This is a genomic window from Pseudomonas sp. FW305-96 (genome assembly GCF_058783825.1).
In genome coordinates, this window is record NZ_JBYSYW010000034.1 from 35,942 (window position 1) to 52,368 (window position 16,427).

Sequence of the window (16,427 nt, forward strand, 5' to 3'; positions counted from 1 at the left end):
CCCACAGGAGATCGCATTACCTTGTGGGAGCCGGCTTGCCGGCGATGCGATCGCACAGGTAAAAAAAACGACAAACAAAAAGCCCCCGAACCTTTCGATTCGGGGGCTTCTCGTAGAATGTGGCGGTGAAGAAGGGATTTGAACCCTTGATACGATTTCTCGTATACACACTTTCCAGGCGTGCTCCTTCGACCACTCGGACACTTCACCGTTTTCTCTTCAAGCTATTCAGCCTGTCGAGGCGCGCTAATTTAGTAGAAGAGCTTTTACTTGGCAAGCATTTTTTTCAGAATTTTCATGCGCTTAAGGCAATCGGCCGAAAACTCTGGCCAATCAGGGCAATGCTGCCATTGTGCCCAGCGCTTTTTCCCACCCGCTCAGCGCTGCCCAGATGGCGCAAGGCACGGCGGCGCGGCGCTGACCGACCAGTCAGCCTTGGTGCTTTACCTGGCCGGCGCCGCTGGGTAACGTCGTCGCCACGCCATCCAAAGGACTCTGCCATGAGCGAGCTGATTACCTACCACGCCGAAGACGGCATCGCCACCCTGACCCTGAACAACGGCAAGGTCAATGCCATCTCCCCGGATGTGATCAAAGCCTTCAATGCCGCGCTCGATCGCGCCGCCGAGGAACGCGCGGTGGTGATCATCACCGGCCAGCCGGGCATTCTCTCCGGCGGCTACGACCTCAAGGTGATGACCGCCGGCCCCAAGGAGGCCGTGGGCCTGGTCACCGCCGGCTCCACCCTGGCCCGACGCCTGCTGTCGCACCCCTTCCCGGTGATCGTCGCCTGCCCCGGCAATGCCGTGGCCAAGGGCGCCTTCCTGCTGCTGTCGGGCGACTACCGCATCGGTGTCGAAGGCCCCTACAAGATCTGCCTGAACGAAGTGCAGATCGGCATGACCATGCACCACGCCGGTATCGAGCTGGCCCGTGACCGCCTCGGCCGTGCGGCATTCCAGCGCTCGGTGAACAATGCCGAAGTGTTCGACCCGCAGGGTGCCCGGGAAGCCGGCTTCCTCGACAAGGTGGTGCCAGCTGAACAGCTGCACGAAACCGCCCTGGCCGCCGCCCGCGAAATGAAGAAGCTGAACATGCTGGCGCACAAGAACACCAAGCTGAAGGTGCGCAAGGGCCTGCTGGAGGCGCTGGACGAAGCGATCCTCGTGGACCAGAACCACCTGGGCTGAGTCGATCCAGGGATTTTCCTCACAGGACTTTGTGGGAGGGGGCTTGCCCGGCGATACAATCACCCAGGGTGACGCCATCGCCGGGCAAGCCCCCTCCCACTTGACCTCCCACGCTACAGCAACGTTTGCCCCCACCAGTGCACACCCGTACACTGCGCCGCGACTGTCCGGTGTGAGTCGTACCATGCTTTATATGCTTCGCATGCTCCTGTTGGCGCTGCACTTTCTGCTCGTGGGTGTCGTCGGCCTGATGATCGGCCTGTTGCGCCCGTTCAATCCCGACAACAGCCGCCTGTTCGCCCGCCTGTACAGCGTGCCGGCCGCCTGGTTGCTGCGCATCAAGGTCAAGGCCGAGGTCGGCCCGCTGTGGGACCAGCCCCCCGGCTGCGTGATCATCGCCAACCACCAGTCCAACTATGACCTGTTCATCCTCGGCCAGGTGGTGCCCCGGCGTACCGTGGCCATCGGCAAGAAGAGCCTGGGCTGGATCCCGCTGTTCGGCCAGTTGTTCTGGCTGGGCGGCAATGTGCTGATCGACCGCAAGAACGCCTATCAGGCACGCAAGGCCATGCAGACCACCACCCGGACCCTGCGCGACGATACTTCGATCTGGATCTTCCCCGAGGGCACGCGCAACCCCGGCGAACAGTTGCTGGCGTTCAAGAAAGGCGCTTTCCACATGGCGATCGAGGCCGGCGTGCCGATCGTGCCGGTATGCGTCAGCCGCTACACCAGGCGCCTGAGCCTGAACAGCTGGCGCCAGCGCACGGTGGTCATCCGCTCGCTGGCCCCCATCGCCACCGCGGGCCTGACCCAACAGGACCTGCCCGCGCTGATCGAACAGTGCCGCAGCCAGATGCAGCATTGCATCGACCATATGGAAAGCGAGCTCACCGCGCCCTGCCCCTCTGTCCCATAGCAGACTTGCCCCGCGCCGCTACACAGCCCAAGCTGTGTAGCGTGTTCAATCGAATAAGCGGACAACCATGGGTCGAGTCGTCGCGGCGGCGGTCTACAGCGCCGGCAGGAAGGTCACCAACATCAGCCTCGACGAAGGCGCCGACTGGGCGCGCAAGCCCGGGCACTTCGTATGGATCGGCCTGGAAGAGCCCAACGCCGAGGAACTGGCCAACCTGCAGCGCCAGTTCGGCCTGCACGAGCTGGCCATCGAGGACGCCCTGGAGAAACACAGCCGGCCAAAGCTGGAAACCTTCGGCGATGCGCTGTTCATCGTTACCTATTCGCCGGTGCGGCACGAAGGCCGGCTCGAGTTCATCGAAACCCACATCTTCGCTGGCAACGGCTACATCATCACCTGCCGCAACGGCCACTCCAAGTCCTATGCCCTGGTGCGCCAGCGCTGCGAGGCGCGCCCCTTGCTGCTCGAGCACGGCGAGGACTTCGTGCTCTACGCCCTGCTGGATTTCGTCACCGAAAACTACCAGCCGGTGAGCGAGGCCATCCACGGCGAGATCGAGGAGCTGGAGCAGAGCGTGCTCAGCAACTCGCTCAAGGAAGAGGACATCCAGCGCCTGCACAGCCTGCGCCGCGATATCCTGCGCCTGCGCCGCTACGTGGCGCCGATGGTGGAGGTCAGCGAAGAGCTGCAGCGCCTGAGCTTCCCGTTCATCGACAAGAACATGCGCCCGTACTTTCGCGACGTGCAGATCCACGTGACCCGGCAGATGGAAGATTTGGCCGGCATCCGCGACATCGCCAGCCAGACCATCGAGATCGGCATGCTGCTGGAGTCGTCACGGCAAAGCATCACCCAGCGCAAGTTCGCCGCCTGGGCGGCGATCCTGGCGTTTCCCACGGCGATTGCCGGGATCTACGGGATGAATTTCCAGAACATGCCGGAGCTGGGCTGGCACTACGGCTACTTTGCCGTGCTGGGGGTGATCGGCCTTGGGTGTTCGGGGCTGTATTTCAGTTTCAAGCGCTCGGGGTGGCTTTAGGATCGCCGGGAGCGCTTTCAACCCTGTGGGAGCCGGCTTGCCGGCGAAAAGGCCGCAAAGCGGCCTCGCTTGATCAGGCAATGCTATCCCCGGCCTTCACCGGCTGCTGGACGAAGCGCAGCATCCACTCGCCCACCAGATCCCCCTGGTGCTCGGTGGCAAGGCTGGCCACCGCCTTGGCATAGACCTCGTCGCCCAACGACGCCTGACGTGCGTCGAGCAAGGCCCGTGAATAATCGTGGACGAACTCCGGGTGCCCCTGGAAGCACAGCACCTGGTCGCGGATGTGGTAGGCGGCGTTGGGGCAGAAATCACTCGAAGCGATCACCGTGGCCCCTTCGGGCAGCTCGGTGACCTGGTCCTGGTGGCTGATCAGCAGGGTCAGCTCGGACACCTGCGGGTCCATCCAAGGCGCATGGGCCGCCAGGCTGTAGCGGTGGATGCCCACGCCCCACCCCTTGTCGGCGCGCTCGGCCTTGCCGCCGAGGGTCAACGCCAACAATTGGTGACCGAAACACACCCCCAACAGCTTCTCGCCACCCTCATACAGCTTGAGCAGGTAGGCCTTGAGTGTCTGGATCCACGGATCATCGCCGAACGAGTCGGCCTTGCTGCCGGTCACCAGGTAGGCATCGAAAGTCCGCTCAGCCGGCGGATAGTCGCCGTTCATCACGTTGTACACATCAAACTCGGCGGCGATCGGCTGGCGTGAAAACAGCTGCTCGAACATCCTTCCGTAGCCCTGGTACTGCGCGATCAACTCCGGCCGCAGGACATCGGTTTCAAGGATGCAGATGCGTAACGACATAGCAGTAGTCCTGAACGACATGTGGGTGGGATTTGCTGTAAAGACTGACGCGAAAGGGCTACACAAGCAAGTAGGATGTCCAGACGAACGGTAGGCCCTGTAACCCTTGGTAACCCTTGCCGCGCACTCGTCTAGCGTCAGCGTGCCAGCGGGGTGGCCAGTGGCCTTAAAGCCATGAGGAATCGACATGATTTTTTTTAGAGCAAAGGGTTCTGAAACAGGGATGACGCGGGCCCTAGTGTTGGTTGTATATCCACAAACACGCGGCAAGCAGTGAAGGCGTTCGATCACGCCACTGCGATCGACCCGAAGCCAGACAAGGAAGCCAAGGGTTATTCAGGAATAACAACAAGAAGGCGGTCCGCCATGTTCAGACAATCCAAAGTACGCCAAGCCGGGCTCATACTCTTCGCCACGACCCTGCTGCTGATCCTGCCCAACCTCACTCGGTTGTTCGGTTGATCGCGGCAGTGGCCATTTCCGACCGTGCATGGGTAACCTGCCTACCTTGATGGTTGGAGGTCACCCATGCGCCTATGCCTTACCCTGCTCTGCTTGCTGATTCCCCTGCCGGCGCTGGCCGCGCAACTGACCCTCGAGCTGGGTGACGGCAGCCGGCAATGGCAAAGCGCGCAACTGCTCGCCCATCCCCAGGCGCGGGACATCACCATTGAACAGGACGTGGCCTACAAGCGCACCATGCATTACCGCGCCGTACCGCTGGCGGTGTTGCTCGAGGGCGTGAAACCGACCGACCACCTGCAAGCGATAGCCCTCGACGGCTTCGCCGCCGAGATGCCTGCCGGCCCGCTGTTGCAGCCAGGCCCGGCACAAGCCTGGCTGGCCATCGAGGACAACGCCCAGCCTTGGCCGCCACTCGGCAAGGGCAAGCCGGGAGCCGGGCCGTTCTATCTGGTGTGGACCCAACCCGAGGCGGGCGGCATCCGCCCGGAGCAATGGCCGTTCCAGATCGCCAGGATTCGCAGCCTGGCACCGGTCGAGGCGCGCTTCCCCGCCCTGTTGCCCGCCCCAGCGCTGCCCAATGCGGATCCGGTGCGCCAGGGTTTTGCCCTGTTCCAGCAGAATTGCCTGGCCTGCCACCGCCTCAATGGCGCTGGCGATGCGCACCTGGGCCCTGACCTGAACCTGCCACACAACCCTACCGAATACTTTCAGCCGGCATTCCTGCGCCAATACATTCGCGACCCGCAGAGCCTGCGGCACTGGCCGCAGGCCAAGATGCCCAGGTTCTCCACCCAGGTGCTGAGCGACCAGGAACTCGATGCATTGCTGGCATACCTGAAACATATGGCCGGGCGCAAACAACGGTAGGGCGCACGGGGCCGCGCTGCCTAGGCAATCGGCCGTTCCTGCTTGACGCCCCACCCCTCGACCTCGCCGCCATGGGGTGACACGAGCCGTTCGAAGGCCTGCTCGAAAGCGCCGATGCCGCCATGGGTGGCGTACATCACCTTGCTCAGCTCAAGGTGCCAGGCACCATCATCGCGCTCGCTCACCTGGGCGCTGAGTGACTCGCCACGGAACTGCACCGCCGCCCGGCGCGCGGCGGCCTCGTCGGGAAACACGGCATAGAACTCGATGGGATGGATGCGGGTGAAATCGAAACCGCCAGCTTTCATCTGGCGCAGGACATTGCTGCTGACGTCGTCGTATTGGCTGCTCATGAAACGTCCTCCTGCAAAGCAATGGATAGACTTTCAGGGCACAAGGCACCTGCCTGGCAAGCGTGCCATGCCTGGCAATTCGAGCTGATGCAAGACGCGAGTGGAATCGACGCGGACCCGCAGATTTGGCCGGCGCCTGTCTCCAGCGTAGTGCCTGTGCAGGCACTGCGCCAGAGCGAGGCGGCTCAGGGTAGCTGGCGAATGGTGGTGATGGTCACGCCGCTCTGCTCCTTGAGCCAGCGTGCCGTGGGGGAAAAGCTGCGGTCCTGGAAGTCATTGAGGTCAAGCTCATCCATGAGCGGGAACAAACTCGAACGGATGGCGCGTGCGGCGTCTTCCTCGCTGGGGCATTGCTCGGCGTTGAGCAGCAGCGTCTTAAGCTCGCCCTTCTGGTCGGCAAAGCTGACTTCCCATGCTTTCATCGATCAGCCCTCGCTGGCACAACAGTGAATTGAACTGCGTACTAGCTTGACCATGACACAGCGGCAAATGTTCAGCCGGGTGCATGAAACCGCATGAAAAAAGCCCGCCGGTCAACGGCGGGCTTCCTGAGACAACTGGGCGCTGCTACTTCGGCGTGCCGTGGACGACACCGGCGGTATTGTCCAGCAGGCTCTTGGTTGCCGTCTGGATGTAGGCCTCGAGTTTCTTGAGCATTTCCGGCTGGTCGGGGCTGTCGATCAGCTCGGCCTTGAACTCGCGGCCCAGCTGGTAGCGGTACATCCGCGGGGTCATGTCCTTGGACTCGATGAGAATGCGGTCGCCCTGCACCAGGCCGACGATCTGCTCACTGCCCGACGGCTTGATCATGCCCACGCCCTGGTCGCCCTCAGGCAGGTTGAGCAGATCGCGCCCCCAGCACTGATGGCGGGCCTGGCCACCGAGACGGCCCATGATGGTCGGCACGATGTCGACCTGGGTGCCTACGGTGTGATTGACCGCGCCGAACTTCTCCTGGATGCCTGGAGCGATCAGCAGCAGCGGCACGTTGAAGCGGCCCAGGTCCAGCTCGGTGACCTGCTGGTGGTTGCCGAAGCCGTGGTCGCCGACGATGACGAACAGGGTGTCCTTGAAGTACGGCTCCTTGCGCGCCTTCTCGAAGAACTGGCCCAGCGCCCAGTCGGAGTAGCGCATGGCGGTCAGGTGCTCGTCCAGGCGGCCCTGCCCGGTGACCTTCTCCACCGGCAGGTCCTTGGGCAAGGCGTACGGGGTGTGGTTGGAGAGGGTCTGCAGCAGCGCGTAGATCGGCTTCTTGCCGTCATGCTTGGCTAGCTCTTCGTTGCCGCGGTCGAACATGTCCTGGTCGGACACGCCCCAGGTCGGGTCGGAGAACACCGGGTCGACGAAGTCGTTGCGGCCGATGAAGGTGGTCATGCCCTGGTTGCCGAAGAATCCGGACTGGTTGTCCCAGGCGAAGTCGCCGTTGTAGACGTAGACGTCGTCATAGTCGCGGGCACTGAGCAGCGCCGGCAGGCCGGACAGCTTGTGGCCGCCTTCCGGGGTCTGCATCAGGTATTCGAAGCCCGGCAGGTTGGGGAAGCAGGCCATGGTGGCGAACATGCCCTGGTGGGTATGGGTGCCGTTGGAGAAGAAGCGGTCGAACAGCAGACCCTCCTTGGCCAGCTTGTCGAAGTACGGGGTGATGTTGTTCGGGCTGCCCAGGGCACCGACCGAGTGGCCGGCGAAGCTTTCCATGAGGATCACCACGACGTTCTTGACCCCCAGCGTGTTCGCCGCGGGCGGCACGAAGTCACGGCGGATCGCGGCCTCGTCGGCATCGACCAGGGTGTCGTTGGCGGTCAGCAGCTGCTCGCGCACGGTCTGGGTGGCCAGCGGTTGGTCAAGTACGGGCTTCCAGATATTGCCGCGGTCCTCGCCAAAGCGGCTCTTGGCGGCATCGATCAGGGTCAGGGTGCCGTTCAGGCCCAGCTGGTTGACGAAGTTGGAGTCGGTGGTGAAGGCATCACCCCAGCGCATCGGCGGGCCCTGGCGCAGGGTACCGCGGGCGGCGACCACGGCCACCAGCAGGACCACCATGAACACCGCCAGGCGACCGTACCAGGGCGCCAGCTTGCGGCTGCCCGATAGCTGGGCGCTGCCGCTGCCGCGGGTCAGGCGGTCGATGCCCTTGAACAGCAGGCTGAGCAGCCAGGTGCCGACCAGCCAGGCCAGCAGGTAGCGGACCACCGGGAAACCGTACCAGAGCATGCTCATGACGGTCTTGGGGTCTTCCTTGATGTACTGGAACACCAGGCCGTTCAGGCGCTGGTGGAACTCGCGGTAGAAGTCCATCTCCATCAGGCCGAGGAACATCACCACGCTCGAGGCAATGGTCAGCCAGAAGCGGAACAGGCCACGCCGGGCCATCAGCCAGGGGCTGAGCAGCGCCAGCAGCAACGGAATGCTGATGTACACCACCACGCGCAGGTCGAAGCGCAAGCCGTTGAAGAAGCCTTCGGCGACGGTGGAGTACGGCGTGTCGCCGATCATGTCGCTGTTGTAGGCCAGCAGCGCCAGGCGCACCAGGCTGAGCATCAGCATGATCACCAGGCCACTGAGCAACGTGTAGGCCAGGTGGGATTTCAGGGTCGGCGAGAACGAGCCTCGCACGCCCTGTTGCTTCAAGGCGTCCGTGTTAGCCATGAATGGAGAGGTCCTAGGATTGCGGTTTGCGGGAAGGCGAAAGCGCCAATAGCCTGGTGGTCTGGCCCTTGTGGGCAAGGTGAGACCAAGGCCGCATTGTGCGGCGCGGATTTTCAAAAATCGAGTGTGAAAATTTTGTCGAGAGCAGCCTGCCCTTACAAAGTTACACAGTTGGGATACGGGGTCTCAGATCCGCACATTGCCCCGTGGCCCGGCGATCGCCCAGATGATCAACCCCAGCACCGGCAACAGCAGGATCAGCAGGATCCAGAGCACCTTGATCCCGACCTCGGCGCCGCTCTTGAGCACATTGAGAATGGCCCAGATGTCCAGGGCCAGGATGATCAGGCCGACCAGGCTGTTGAAGGTAGACCCCATGGTGCTGCTCCCGCACGGTGTGTGTGCTGCAGAGCATAGCTGGCTATGGCCCCGATAGAAGGGAATCCTTGGCGGCGAATGCCGGTCAGTGAATAAACTGCTGTCATCCACTGCCCAGAGGTCCGCATGCCCCCCGCCCACACCCAAAGCGCCGCCCCTGACTCCCTGCTCAGCGCCTGGCGGCAACAGGCGCTGCAAACCCCTTGGCTCAGCGCCGGCCTGGTGCTGAGCCTGCTGGCCATCAGCGCATTGCTGCTGGCCAGCATCTGGAACGCGGTCAACGGCGACCATGCCGATCACCTGCACCTGGCACTGCTCGGCGGCCTGTCCGGTTTCGGCGCCACCGCTCTGGGCGCGGTGCTGGCGGTGATCCTGCGTGATGTCAGCGCGCGCACCCAGGACGTCATGCTCGGCTTCGCCGCCGGCATGATGCTCGCCGCCAGTTCGTTTTCGCTGATCCTCCCCGGCCTGGACGCCGCCCGCGAGATCACCGGCAACGGCCCGGCGGCGGCCTTCACCGTGGTGCTGGGCATGGGCCTTGGGGTGCTGCTGATGCTGGGCCTGGACCGGTTCACTCCGCACGAGCATGAAAGCACCGGCCCCTGCGGCCCGCAGGCCGAGCGGGTGAGCCGGGTGTGGCTATTCGTGCTGGCGATCACCCTGCACAACCTGCCCGAGGGCATGGCCATCGGCGTGAGTTTCGCCAATGGCGACATGGCCATCGGCCTGCCGCTGACCAGCGCCATCGCCATCCAGGATATCCCCGAAGGCCTGGCCGTGGCCCTGGCCCTGCGCGCCACGGGGCTGTCGAACTTCAAGGCGATGATGGTGGCGATCGGCTCGGGATTGATGGAGCCGCTGGGCGCGGTGATCGGCCTGGGCATTTCCACCGGCTTCGCCCTGGCCTACCCGATCAGCATGGGCCTGGCGGCGGGGGCGATGATCTTCGTGGTGTCCCACGAGGTGATCCCGGAAACCCACCGCAACGGGCACCAGACCGCGGCGACGCTGGGGTTGATGGGCGGTTTCGCGGTGATGATGTTCCTCGATACCGCGCTGGGTTGACGGGCCGGTCGCGGCGCCCTTTCCTACGGGCTCCGCGACGGCTACGGCTCAGATGTGCACTGCCACCTTCAGCGCTTCCAGCGCCGGCTCCACCTTGATACCAACGGCCTCGCCCAGCTCCAGCACACGGGCCAGGTCGTGCTGTCCGACCATGATCATCTGCAGCTCATCGTCGAGCAATTGGCTGAAGTTCAGCAGCACGTAGCCACCGGCTTCCTTGTTCAGCGCGCCCATCTGCACCTGGATGCGGTTGAGCGCGGTGAGCGCCTCGGTGCGCGCCAGCTGCTTGGGCTTGAGGGTGAAGGGCACGCTCTTGTCGAACGAGTCGCTGATCTGCTGGAACAGGTCCTGGTAGCTGTCGGCCTGGAACAGCACGGTATCGGGCAGACTGCCGACCACCACCCATTCACCCAGCGGGAACGGGAAGCTGTCGTCGTAGTTGATGTCCGGATTGGCGGCGAGGAAGGCGGCGGGGTCGGCGTAGGCCTCGGCGGCCTCGGCGGCGATGCGCTCGATGTCCTCATCGCGCATGCAACCGGCGCCGATGAGGCTGATGAATTCGAGCAACTGGTCTTTCATGGGGGGGCCTGCGGGTTGGCGTGAAAAGCGCCAAGGATAGCCGCAAAAGCCCCCGGGCAGTTAGCCGGCCAATGCTTCGAGACGTGCCGCGCTATCCACCGCACCCATGGTGCGGGCTGCCATCAGCGCAGTGGCGCCGGCGGCATCGCGGTGCGCGGGGTCGGCACCCTGGGCCAACAGATAGTCGATGATCTCCAGGCGGTTGAACATCGCCGCCAGCATCAATGCGCTACGGCCGTCTGCGGCAGTGGCATCCACCGGCACGCCGTGTTCCAGCAACAGGCGGATCATCGCCAGGTCGCCTTTGAAGGCGGCGCCGGCGATGGGCAACTGGCCGTTGTCATTGGCGATCAGCGGATCGGCACCATGGGCCAGCAGCACCTGCACGGCGTCATGGTGACCGTGGTAGCTGGCCAGCATCAGCAAGGTGTCGCCCTTGTGGTTGCGCAGGTTGGCGGGCAGGCCGTTATCGAGCAGGCGACCGAGCATTGTCGCGTCGCCGCGGCGGGCGCGCTCGAAGACCTCCTCGGCGAAGGCCGCGGTTTCTTCAGTGGTCATGGTGGCGGGCTGGTGATCGGACATCGGGAACCTCCTGGCATCTGGCAATGGGCCAAGTTTCCATCAGGCAGCAGCGACAGGTCCAAGGTTCAGATTCTATCGGCGGCAGAGAGCCAGGCTATGACCGTGCAAAATGCACTGTGCAAAATGCACGGGCGTGCAGAATGCAATACAGGTACCTGCAAAAACAAATATAACTTATTGATTTATAAGGATTTTATTTTAATCCCAGGCTGGCACGGTCACTGCAATCATCAACTCAAGTCTGCCAGTACAACAGTCAGGAGTTGATATGGACCTCATCCAGCAAAAATTCGCCTCGCTCTTCGCCGCCTACCAGGTTGCCACCCAGCCGCGCCCCGACGGCGGCGTGCTGCTGACCCTGCGCGCCAGCGACGGCGTGGTGACCCGCCGGGTGCTGTCCTATGCGCAACTGCACAGTGCCGAACAGCTGTCGTGGGCCATCAGCGCCATCCGCCGCGACCTTGCCGAACAAGCCAGCGAGCTGCCGGTGATTTCCATGCTGCAGAGCCAGCAACGCTTCGCCCTGCCGACCTACCGCTAAGCGCGTAACCTGTTCGCGGGGCAGCTTCTGCTCACCCTTGGAGGGTGTGAGCAGAAGCTGCCCCGCGAGTTCATTCAGAGTTCATCGAAACCAGCAAATTGCCGCGCCATGGCATCCCCGGTAAAGCGTGGCTGCACACCCTGCTCACTGCCGAACAGACGCAGGGCCAGGCAGAATGGGCTAGGCCCCAGGTCCAGCCAGCGGCGCGTGCCGGCCGGCACCAGCAGCACATCGTCCTTCTCGCACAGCACGGCATACACCGCGCCGCCCAGACGCAGGCTGACCTGTGCACGCCCGCTGATCATCGCGAACACTTCATCGCTGTCATGCACATGTTCATCACGCAGGTCGGCCTGGCTCAGGTCGGCGCCATCGCGGCTGAGCACGCCAAATACCACGCTGCCATGCTTGGTCATCAGTTGATCGAGCGGCCCACGGCACGCCGCGACCACTTCATCCTGGCTGATACCCGGGCGCAGGCGCGCGCCGGACTGCCAGCGGCCGAAGCGCACGCCCTGCTCGGCCAGTGTCGCGGCGATGTCGTCGTGGTGGGTCAGCACCTTGTGCGGCAGGTCCGGGCTGGACAGGTCGAATACGCTGAGGATGCTCATCAGGGGTGGTTCCTGCTTTCTTTGAGTCGGAAGGCAATGATAACGGCTGCCGCGAGCGCCGCGACGCTAGCCATACCAAAGGTGAAGTGTGGGCCCAGCAGTTTCCAGCTGTAGCCCGAGTACAGGGCACCCAAGGCACCGCCGGTTCCTGACAGCGCCGCATACAATGCCTGGCCCTGACCCTGCTGGCGAGCGCCGAAGCTGGCCTGGACAAAAGCGATGGCCGCTGCATGGAAACAGCCGAAGGTGGCCGCATGCAATACCTGGGCGAACACCAGAACCGCCGGGATTTCGGCCAGGTTGCCCAGCAACAGCCAGCGCAGCGCGGCCAGCAGGAAGCTGGCCAGTAGTACCTTGCGCACCGAACAGCGGGCAAAGATCCGGCTCATGACCATGAACACCAACACTTCAGCCACCACGCCAAGCGCCCACAACAAGCCGATGGCGCCGCGGCTGTAGCCCAGGTGCTCCAGGTGCAAGGTGAGGAAGGTGTAGTACGGACCGTGGCTGAGCTGCATGAGGGCCACGCACACATAGAAGGCCAGTACCCCAGGCGCCCGCACTTGCCTGAGAAAGCCCCCTGCCCCGCGCTGCTCGGCCTGCTCGACGGGTTGCGCATTGGGCACCCAGAGGCTGGCAACGACGATACCGGCCATGATCGCCACCAGCGCCAGCGGGTAGATGTCCAGGCTCAGCCATTCGAACAGGCGCCCTAGCCCCACAACCGCGAGGATGAAGCCGATCGAGCCCCATAGCCGTACCTGGCTGTAACGTGAAGTCTGGCCGTGCAGGTGGGCCAGGGTGATCACTTCGAACTGGGGCAGTACCGCATGCCAGAAGAAGGCGTGCAACGCCATGACCAGCGCCAGCCAGGCGTAGCTCTTGCCGAAGAAGATCAGCGAGAAGGTCGCCAGGGTCGACAGCGCGCCCAGGCGCACGATCAGCAGGCGCTGGCCGCTGCGGTCACCGAGCCAGCCCCACAGGTTGGGGGCCACGCAGCGCATGAGCATGGGGATGGCCACCAGTTCGCCGATGCGCGCCGGGGAGAAGCCCAGGTGGTCGAAGTACAGGGCCAGGAACGGCGCGGTGGAGCCGAGCAGGGCGAAGTAGAAGAGGTAGAAGCTGGAGAGGCGCCAGTAGGGGATGGAGGACATCGTTCGGCCCTTGGTGATGACCTGTTCCTGCCCTATCGCCGGCAAGCCGGCTCCCACAGGTCCGCCGCAGGGCTCAAGCCTGCGGTAATCCTGTGGGAGCCGGCTTGCCGGCGATAGGGCCCGCGCAGGCGGATCAGATCTGCCCCAGCACCGGGGTGTCGACCCTCACGTCGGCATTCTGCGCTCGGTGGCGCAGCAGGTGGTCCATCAAGGCAATGGCCATCATCGCCTCGGCGATCGGCGTGGCGCGGATGCCGACGCAAGGATCGTGACGACCCTTGGTGATCACCTCCACCGGATTACCGTCGACGTCGATCGAACGGCCCGGGGTGGTGATGCTCGAGGTCGGCTTGAGCGCCAGGTGGGCGACGATCGGCTGGCCCGAGGAAATACCGCCGAGAATGCCGCCGGCGTTGTTGCTGAGGAAGCCCTCGGGCGTCAGCTCGTCACGGTGCTCGGTGCCGCGCTGGGCGACACTGGCGAAACCGGCGCCGATCTCCACGCCCTTGACCGCGTTGATGCTCATCAGGGCATGGGCAAGCTCGGCGTCCAGACGGTCGAAGATCGGCTCGCCCAGGCCCGGCATCACGCCTTCGGCGACCACGGTGATCTTCGCCCCCACCGAATCCTGGTCGCGGCGCAGCTGGTCCATGTAGGCCTCAAGCTCCGGCACCTTGTCCGGATCGGGGCTGAAGAAGGCGTTCTGCTCCACCGAGTCCCAGGTCTTGAACGGGATTTCGATCGGCCCGAGCTGGCTCATGTAGCCGCGCACGCGGATGCCCTGGGTGGCCAGGTACTTCTTGGCGATGGCGCCGGCCGCCACGCGCATGGCGGTTTCGCGCGCCGAGCTGCGGCCACCGCCACGGTAGTCGCGGATGCCGTACTTGTGGTGGTAGGTGTAGTCGGCGTGGGCCGGCCGGAACAGGTCCTTGATCGCCGAGTAGTCCTTGGACTTCTGGTCGGTGTTGCGGATCAGCAGGCCGATCGAGCAGCCGGTGGTACGGCCTTCGAACACGCCGGAGAGGATCTCCACTTCGTCCGGTTCCTGACGCTGGGTGGTGTGCCGGCTGGTGCCGGGCTTGCGCCGGTCGAGGTCGTGCTGCAGGTCGGCAAGGGAGATGTCCAGGCCTGGCGGGCAGCCGTCGACAATGGCGACCAACGCCGGGCCATGGCTTTCGCCTGCGGTGGTGACAGTGAACAGCTTGCCGTAGGTATTGCCGGACATGGACGCTCCGCGAATCAGCCTGAAGTGAACGAAAGCGGCAGTATACGGAAAACCGCGTGAGTGTGGCTCGCGAACCTTCAGGATCAGCCAAGGTCGAATGATCACCTTCCCACCTAGTACCCCGTCAATGAAGTCGCGCCTCGCCGCCCTGCTCCTGCTGTTTTGCACCAGCCTCGCCCAGGCCGCCCCCACCGTGCTGCAACGCCCCATCGACCTGGACACCGGCCAGGGCGTGCTGCACGGCAGCCTGCTGCTGCCGCAGCAGGCCACGCCGCCCCCGGTGGTGCTGATCATCGCCGGCTCCGGCCCTACCGACCGCGATGGCAACAATCCAGCCGCCGGGCGCATCGACAACCTCAAGCGCCTGGCCTTGCTGCTGGCCGGCGAACACATTGCCAGCGTGCGCTTCGACAAGCGCGGCGTGGCCGCCAGCCAGCCGGCCACCCCCGATGAACGTGACCTCAGCGTCGAGCGCTATGTCGCCGACGTGGTGGCCTGGGGCCGCGCGCTCAAGCAGGACCCACGCTTCGGCCCACTGATCCTGGTTGGCCACAGCGAAGGCGCACTGATCGCCAGCCTCGCCGCGGAGCAGGCCGGCGCCAGCGCGGTGATCACCCTGGCCGGCAGCGGTAGGCCGGTGGCCGACGTGCTGCGCGAGCAGCTGGCCCAGCGCCTGCCGCCGGCGCAATTGCCCGCTGGCGTGGCGCTGATCGACCGGTTGCAGGCCGGACAGACCAGCCTCGACGTTCCCGCGCCGCTGCGCCAGGTGTTCCGCCCCAGCGTGCAGCCGTACCTAATCACCTTGCTGCACCAGGACCCGGCGGCGGCCTTCGCCCGGCTCAAGGTGCCGGCGCTGATCGTCCAGGGGCGCAACGACATCCAGGTAGAGGTGGCCGATGCCGAGCGCCTCAAGGCAGCCAAACCCGACGCGCAACTGGCCTTGATCGACGGCATGAACCACGTGCTGCGCATCAGCCCCCGGGACATGAGCCAGCAGCGTGACAGCTACCGCAACCCCGAGCTGCCGCTGGCGCGTGAGCTGGGCGAGCGCATCGTCCTGTTCATCCAAGGGTTGCCGCAGGCCTGAGACCTGCCCTCAGGTATTGCCCGGGCCTGCCGATAACGCGGCTGAGAAGGCAGTGATCCGCGGCCCACGCGCCCGGCCGCCGTGCACCTGAGGAAAACCCCTGATGACCGATGCCCCCGCCGCCGAGGCGACCGAAGAACAAGCGCCGGAAAGCGCCCCGCAGCCCTGGGCGGACCTTGCCGCCGAGCATTTCCGGTTGCTGCGCCTGGCGCCGATGCCGACCGACCGCAACAGCGGCGCCCGCCCGCTGCGCTTCGTCCAGTTCGGCTACGCCGAGCGCCACGACAAAGCCCACAGCCTGCTGCGCATGGAAATCCGCCTGCCTGGGCAGAAAGTGCGCAAGGAACAGAACCAGCTGGACATCCGCGTCGACCACGAAACGCGCACGGTGCGCATCGGCGACCCGGCCGGCCTGCAGCTCGAGCCCCTCAACCGTGGTGTTGGCCGCTACCTGCTGGCGCAGGCGGTGCAATGGCTGCAGCACCGCTGCTCGCACTACCAGGTCGAGGGCATGAGCCTGCCGAACAAGGACGCCCTGAACGAAGACACCCGTCTGCGCCGCGACCATGTGCTGCGCAGTGTTGGCCTGGAGGTGGAATACACCGATGGGCAGCTGCTCAAGGGGCGCCTGGTGGAAACGCCGGTGGGCCAGCTCAAGGGCGGCTGGAACACCGAGAAGGTGCAGCGCGTGGACAACCTCGAGGCCGCCGGCATGCTGCAACAGGCCGAGCAGAACCTGATGGAGAAGGAAGCGCAGTTGCGCGAGCGTGACGAACGCGTGGCCAAGTACCGCCGCGAAGACAGCGGGCTGCGCTTTACCATCACCTGCCTGGTGGCCTTCGCGGTGTTCCAGGCCGGATTGCTGATCTGGATCGCCACCCGCTGACAGCCTGGGGCCGCCAGGCGGCCCATCGCCGGCAA

General features: G+C 64.6%; 18 protein-coding genes and 1 tRNA gene. 8 read left to right on the forward strand and 11 right to left on the reverse strand.

Translation table 11 applies throughout. The features are described 5' to 3' along the window. Positions 1 to 120: 120 nt before the first annotated feature. Positions 121 to 210 (reverse strand) — tRNA-Ser (locus AC3WL2_RS21365). 290 nt (positions 211 to 500) lie between these two features. Here AC3WL2_RS21365 and AC3WL2_RS21370 point away from each other — a divergent pair. The 3 genes from AC3WL2_RS21370 (at position 501) to AC3WL2_RS21380 (ending at position 3,148) form a co-directional block, all read left to right on the forward strand. Then, the gene (locus AC3WL2_RS21370) at positions 501 to 1,190 is read left to right on the forward strand and encodes a crotonase/enoyl-CoA hydratase family protein (RefSeq protein WP_102684206.1); all 690 of its coding nucleotides are present in this window, start codon (positions 501 to 503) and stop codon (positions 1,188 to 1,190) included. A gap of 184 nt (positions 1,191 to 1,374) precedes the next feature. Continuing rightward, positions 1,375 to 2,109, forward strand: coding sequence for a lysophospholipid acyltransferase family protein (locus AC3WL2_RS21375; protein ID WP_102684205.1), 735 nt, complete (start codon positions 1,375 to 1,377; stop codon positions 2,107 to 2,109). Between the two features lie 67 nt (positions 2,110 to 2,176). Continuing rightward, positions 2,177 to 3,148, forward strand: coding sequence for a magnesium and cobalt transport protein CorA (locus AC3WL2_RS21380; protein ID WP_102684204.1), 972 nt, complete (start codon positions 2,177 to 2,179; stop codon positions 3,146 to 3,148). Positions 3,149 to 3,221: 73 nt separating this feature from the next. Here AC3WL2_RS21380 and AC3WL2_RS21385 read toward each other — a convergent pair whose 3' ends face one another. After that, entirely contained in the window at positions 3,222 to 3,956 is a 735-nt protein-coding gene (locus AC3WL2_RS21385) for an amidotransferase (protein ID WP_102684203.1), read from the reverse strand. A gap of 528 nt (positions 3,957 to 4,484) precedes the next feature. Between AC3WL2_RS21385 and AC3WL2_RS21390 the strand changes: the two genes are divergently transcribed. Further along, on the forward strand, positions 4,485 to 5,288 hold the full coding sequence (locus AC3WL2_RS21390; RefSeq protein WP_102684202.1) for a c-type cytochrome: 804 nt from the start codon (positions 4,485 to 4,487) through the stop codon (positions 5,286 to 5,288). A gap of 20 nt (positions 5,289 to 5,308) precedes the next feature. Here the strand turns inward: AC3WL2_RS21390 and AC3WL2_RS21395 are convergent, their stop codons facing one another. From AC3WL2_RS21395 to AC3WL2_RS21410, 4 genes are all read right to left on the reverse strand, one after another. Continuing rightward, a complete protein-coding gene (locus tag AC3WL2_RS21395; RefSeq protein ID WP_102684201.1) occupies positions 5,309 to 5,641 on the reverse strand; it encodes a ribonuclease E inhibitor RraB in 333 nt (110 codons plus the stop codon). Positions 5,642 to 5,826: 185 nt separating this feature from the next. Continuing rightward, on the reverse strand, positions 5,827 to 6,063 hold the full coding sequence (locus AC3WL2_RS21400; RefSeq protein WP_102684200.1) for a hypothetical protein: 237 nt from the start codon (positions 6,061 to 6,063) through the stop codon (positions 5,827 to 5,829). A gap of 145 nt (positions 6,064 to 6,208) precedes the next feature. Then, positions 6,209 to 8,284 (reverse strand): LTA synthase family protein, encoded by a 2,076-nt coding sequence (locus AC3WL2_RS21405; protein ID WP_102684199.1) that lies wholly within the window; start codon positions 8,282 to 8,284, stop codon positions 6,209 to 6,211. 186 nt (positions 8,285 to 8,470) lie between these two features. Beyond that, the gene (locus AC3WL2_RS21410; RefSeq protein WP_023629733.1) at positions 8,471 to 8,662 is read right to left on the reverse strand and encodes a PLDc N-terminal domain-containing protein; all 192 of its coding nucleotides are present in this window, start codon (positions 8,660 to 8,662) and stop codon (positions 8,471 to 8,473) included. Between the two features lie 126 nt (positions 8,663 to 8,788). On the opposite strand from AC3WL2_RS21410, the gene AC3WL2_RS21415 reads away from it, so the two are divergent. Further along, positions 8,789 to 9,727 (forward strand): ZIP family metal transporter, encoded by a 939-nt coding sequence (locus tag AC3WL2_RS21415; RefSeq protein WP_173862452.1) that lies wholly within the window; start codon positions 8,789 to 8,791, stop codon positions 9,725 to 9,727. Positions 9,728 to 9,775: 48 nt separating this feature from the next. Here AC3WL2_RS21415 and AC3WL2_RS21420 read toward each other — a convergent pair whose 3' ends face one another. Together AC3WL2_RS21420 and AC3WL2_RS21425 are read right to left on the reverse strand one after the other, a co-directional pair. Beyond that, positions 9,776 to 10,306, reverse strand: a complete 531-nt coding sequence (locus AC3WL2_RS21420; RefSeq protein ID WP_102684198.1) for a hypothetical protein — start codon at positions 10,304 to 10,306, stop codon at positions 9,776 to 9,778. Positions 10,307 to 10,366: 60 nt separating this feature from the next. After that, on the reverse strand, positions 10,367 to 10,888 hold the full coding sequence (locus AC3WL2_RS21425; RefSeq protein WP_102684197.1) for an ankyrin repeat domain-containing protein: 522 nt from the start codon (positions 10,886 to 10,888) through the stop codon (positions 10,367 to 10,369). 268 nt (positions 10,889 to 11,156) lie between these two features. Here AC3WL2_RS21425 and AC3WL2_RS21430 point away from each other — a divergent pair, with 268 nt between their 5' ends. Continuing rightward, positions 11,157 to 11,429 carry a DUF3509 domain-containing protein gene (locus AC3WL2_RS21430; RefSeq protein WP_046856587.1) on the forward strand — a complete coding sequence of 91 codons (273 nt, stop codon included), beginning with the start codon at positions 11,157 to 11,159 and terminating at the stop codon, positions 11,427 to 11,429. A 74-nt stretch (positions 11,430 to 11,503) separates the two neighbouring features. On the opposite strand, the gene AC3WL2_RS21435 is transcribed toward AC3WL2_RS21430, so the two are convergent. The 3 genes from AC3WL2_RS21435 to aroC form a co-directional block, all read right to left on the reverse strand. Next, positions 11,504 to 12,040, reverse strand: a complete 537-nt coding sequence (locus AC3WL2_RS21435) for an oxidase (RefSeq protein ID WP_102684196.1) — start codon at positions 12,038 to 12,040, stop codon at positions 11,504 to 11,506. Further along, positions 12,040 to 13,194 carry an MFS transporter gene (locus tag AC3WL2_RS21440; protein ID WP_102684195.1) on the reverse strand — a complete coding sequence of 385 codons (1,155 nt, stop codon included), beginning with the start codon at positions 13,192 to 13,194 and terminating at the stop codon, positions 12,040 to 12,042. The genes AC3WL2_RS21435 and AC3WL2_RS21440 overlap by 1 nt, the downstream gene beginning before the upstream one ends. 133 nt (positions 13,195 to 13,327) lie before the next feature. After that, the gene (gene aroC, locus AC3WL2_RS21445; RefSeq protein WP_102684194.1) at positions 13,328 to 14,419 is read right to left on the reverse strand and encodes a chorismate synthase; all 1,092 of its coding nucleotides are present in this window, start codon (positions 14,417 to 14,419) and stop codon (positions 13,328 to 13,330) included. A gap of 127 nt (positions 14,420 to 14,546) precedes the next feature. Here aroC and AC3WL2_RS21450 point away from each other — a divergent pair, with 127 nt between their 5' ends. After that, positions 14,547 to 15,506 carry an alpha/beta hydrolase gene (locus AC3WL2_RS21450; RefSeq protein ID WP_102684193.1) on the forward strand — a complete coding sequence of 320 codons (960 nt, stop codon included), beginning with the start codon at positions 14,547 to 14,549 and terminating at the stop codon, positions 15,504 to 15,506. 103 nt (positions 15,507 to 15,609) lie between these two features. Then, a complete protein-coding gene (locus tag AC3WL2_RS21455; protein WP_102684192.1) occupies positions 15,610 to 16,392 on the forward strand; it encodes a hypothetical protein in 783 nt (260 codons plus the stop codon). Positions 16,393 to 16,427: the final 35 nt, after the last annotated feature.

Bases quoted from the DNA above. Each gene is read 5' to 3' on its own strand.
- AC3WL2_RS21370 (WP_102684206.1), top strand. From the start codon at position 501: ATGAGCGAGCTGATTACCTACCACGCCGAAGACGGCATCGCCACCCTG.
- AC3WL2_RS21375 (WP_102684205.1), top strand. From the start codon at position 1,375: ATGCTTTATATGCTTCGCATGCTCCTGTTGGCGCTGCACTTTCTGCTC.
- AC3WL2_RS21380 (WP_102684204.1), top strand. From the start codon at position 2,177: ATGGGTCGAGTCGTCGCGGCGGCGGTCTACAGCGCCGGCAGGAAGGTC.
- AC3WL2_RS21385 (WP_102684203.1), bottom strand. From the start codon at position 3,956: ATGTCGTTACGCATCTGCATCCTTGAAACCGATGTCCTGCGGCCGGAG.
- AC3WL2_RS21390 (WP_102684202.1), top strand. From the start codon at position 4,485: ATGCGCCTATGCCTTACCCTGCTCTGCTTGCTGATTCCCCTGCCGGCG.
- AC3WL2_RS21395 (WP_102684201.1), bottom strand. From the start codon at position 5,641: ATGAGCAGCCAATACGACGACGTCAGCAGCAATGTCCTGCGCCAGATG.
- AC3WL2_RS21400 (WP_102684200.1), bottom strand. From the start codon at position 6,063: ATGAAAGCATGGGAAGTCAGCTTTGCCGACCAGAAGGGCGAGCTTAAG.
- AC3WL2_RS21405 (WP_102684199.1), bottom strand. From the start codon at position 8,284: ATGGCTAACACGGACGCCTTGAAGCAACAGGGCGTGCGAGGCTCGTTC.
- AC3WL2_RS21410 (WP_023629733.1), bottom strand. From the start codon at position 8,662: ATGGGGTCTACCTTCAACAGCCTGGTCGGCCTGATCATCCTGGCCCTG.
- AC3WL2_RS21415 (WP_173862452.1), top strand. From the start codon at position 8,789: ATGCCCCCCGCCCACACCCAAAGCGCCGCCCCTGACTCCCTGCTCAGC.
- AC3WL2_RS21420 (WP_102684198.1), bottom strand. From the start codon at position 10,306: ATGAAAGACCAGTTGCTCGAATTCATCAGCCTCATCGGCGCCGGTTGC.
- AC3WL2_RS21425 (WP_102684197.1), bottom strand. From the start codon at position 10,888: ATGTCCGATCACCAGCCCGCCACCATGACCACTGAAGAAACCGCGGCC.
- AC3WL2_RS21430 (WP_046856587.1), top strand. From the start codon at position 11,157: ATGGACCTCATCCAGCAAAAATTCGCCTCGCTCTTCGCCGCCTACCAG.
- AC3WL2_RS21435 (WP_102684196.1), bottom strand. From the start codon at position 12,040: ATGAGCATCCTCAGCGTATTCGACCTGTCCAGCCCGGACCTGCCGCAC.
- AC3WL2_RS21440 (WP_102684195.1), bottom strand. From the start codon at position 13,194: ATGTCCTCCATCCCCTACTGGCGCCTCTCCAGCTTCTACCTCTTCTAC.
- aroC (WP_102684194.1), bottom strand. From the start codon at position 14,419: ATGTCCGGCAATACCTACGGCAAGCTGTTCACTGTCACCACCGCAGGC.
- AC3WL2_RS21450 (WP_102684193.1), top strand. From the start codon at position 14,547: ATGAAGTCGCGCCTCGCCGCCCTGCTCCTGCTGTTTTGCACCAGCCTC.
- AC3WL2_RS21455 (WP_102684192.1), top strand. From the start codon at position 15,610: ATGACCGATGCCCCCGCCGCCGAGGCGACCGAAGAACAAGCGCCGGAA.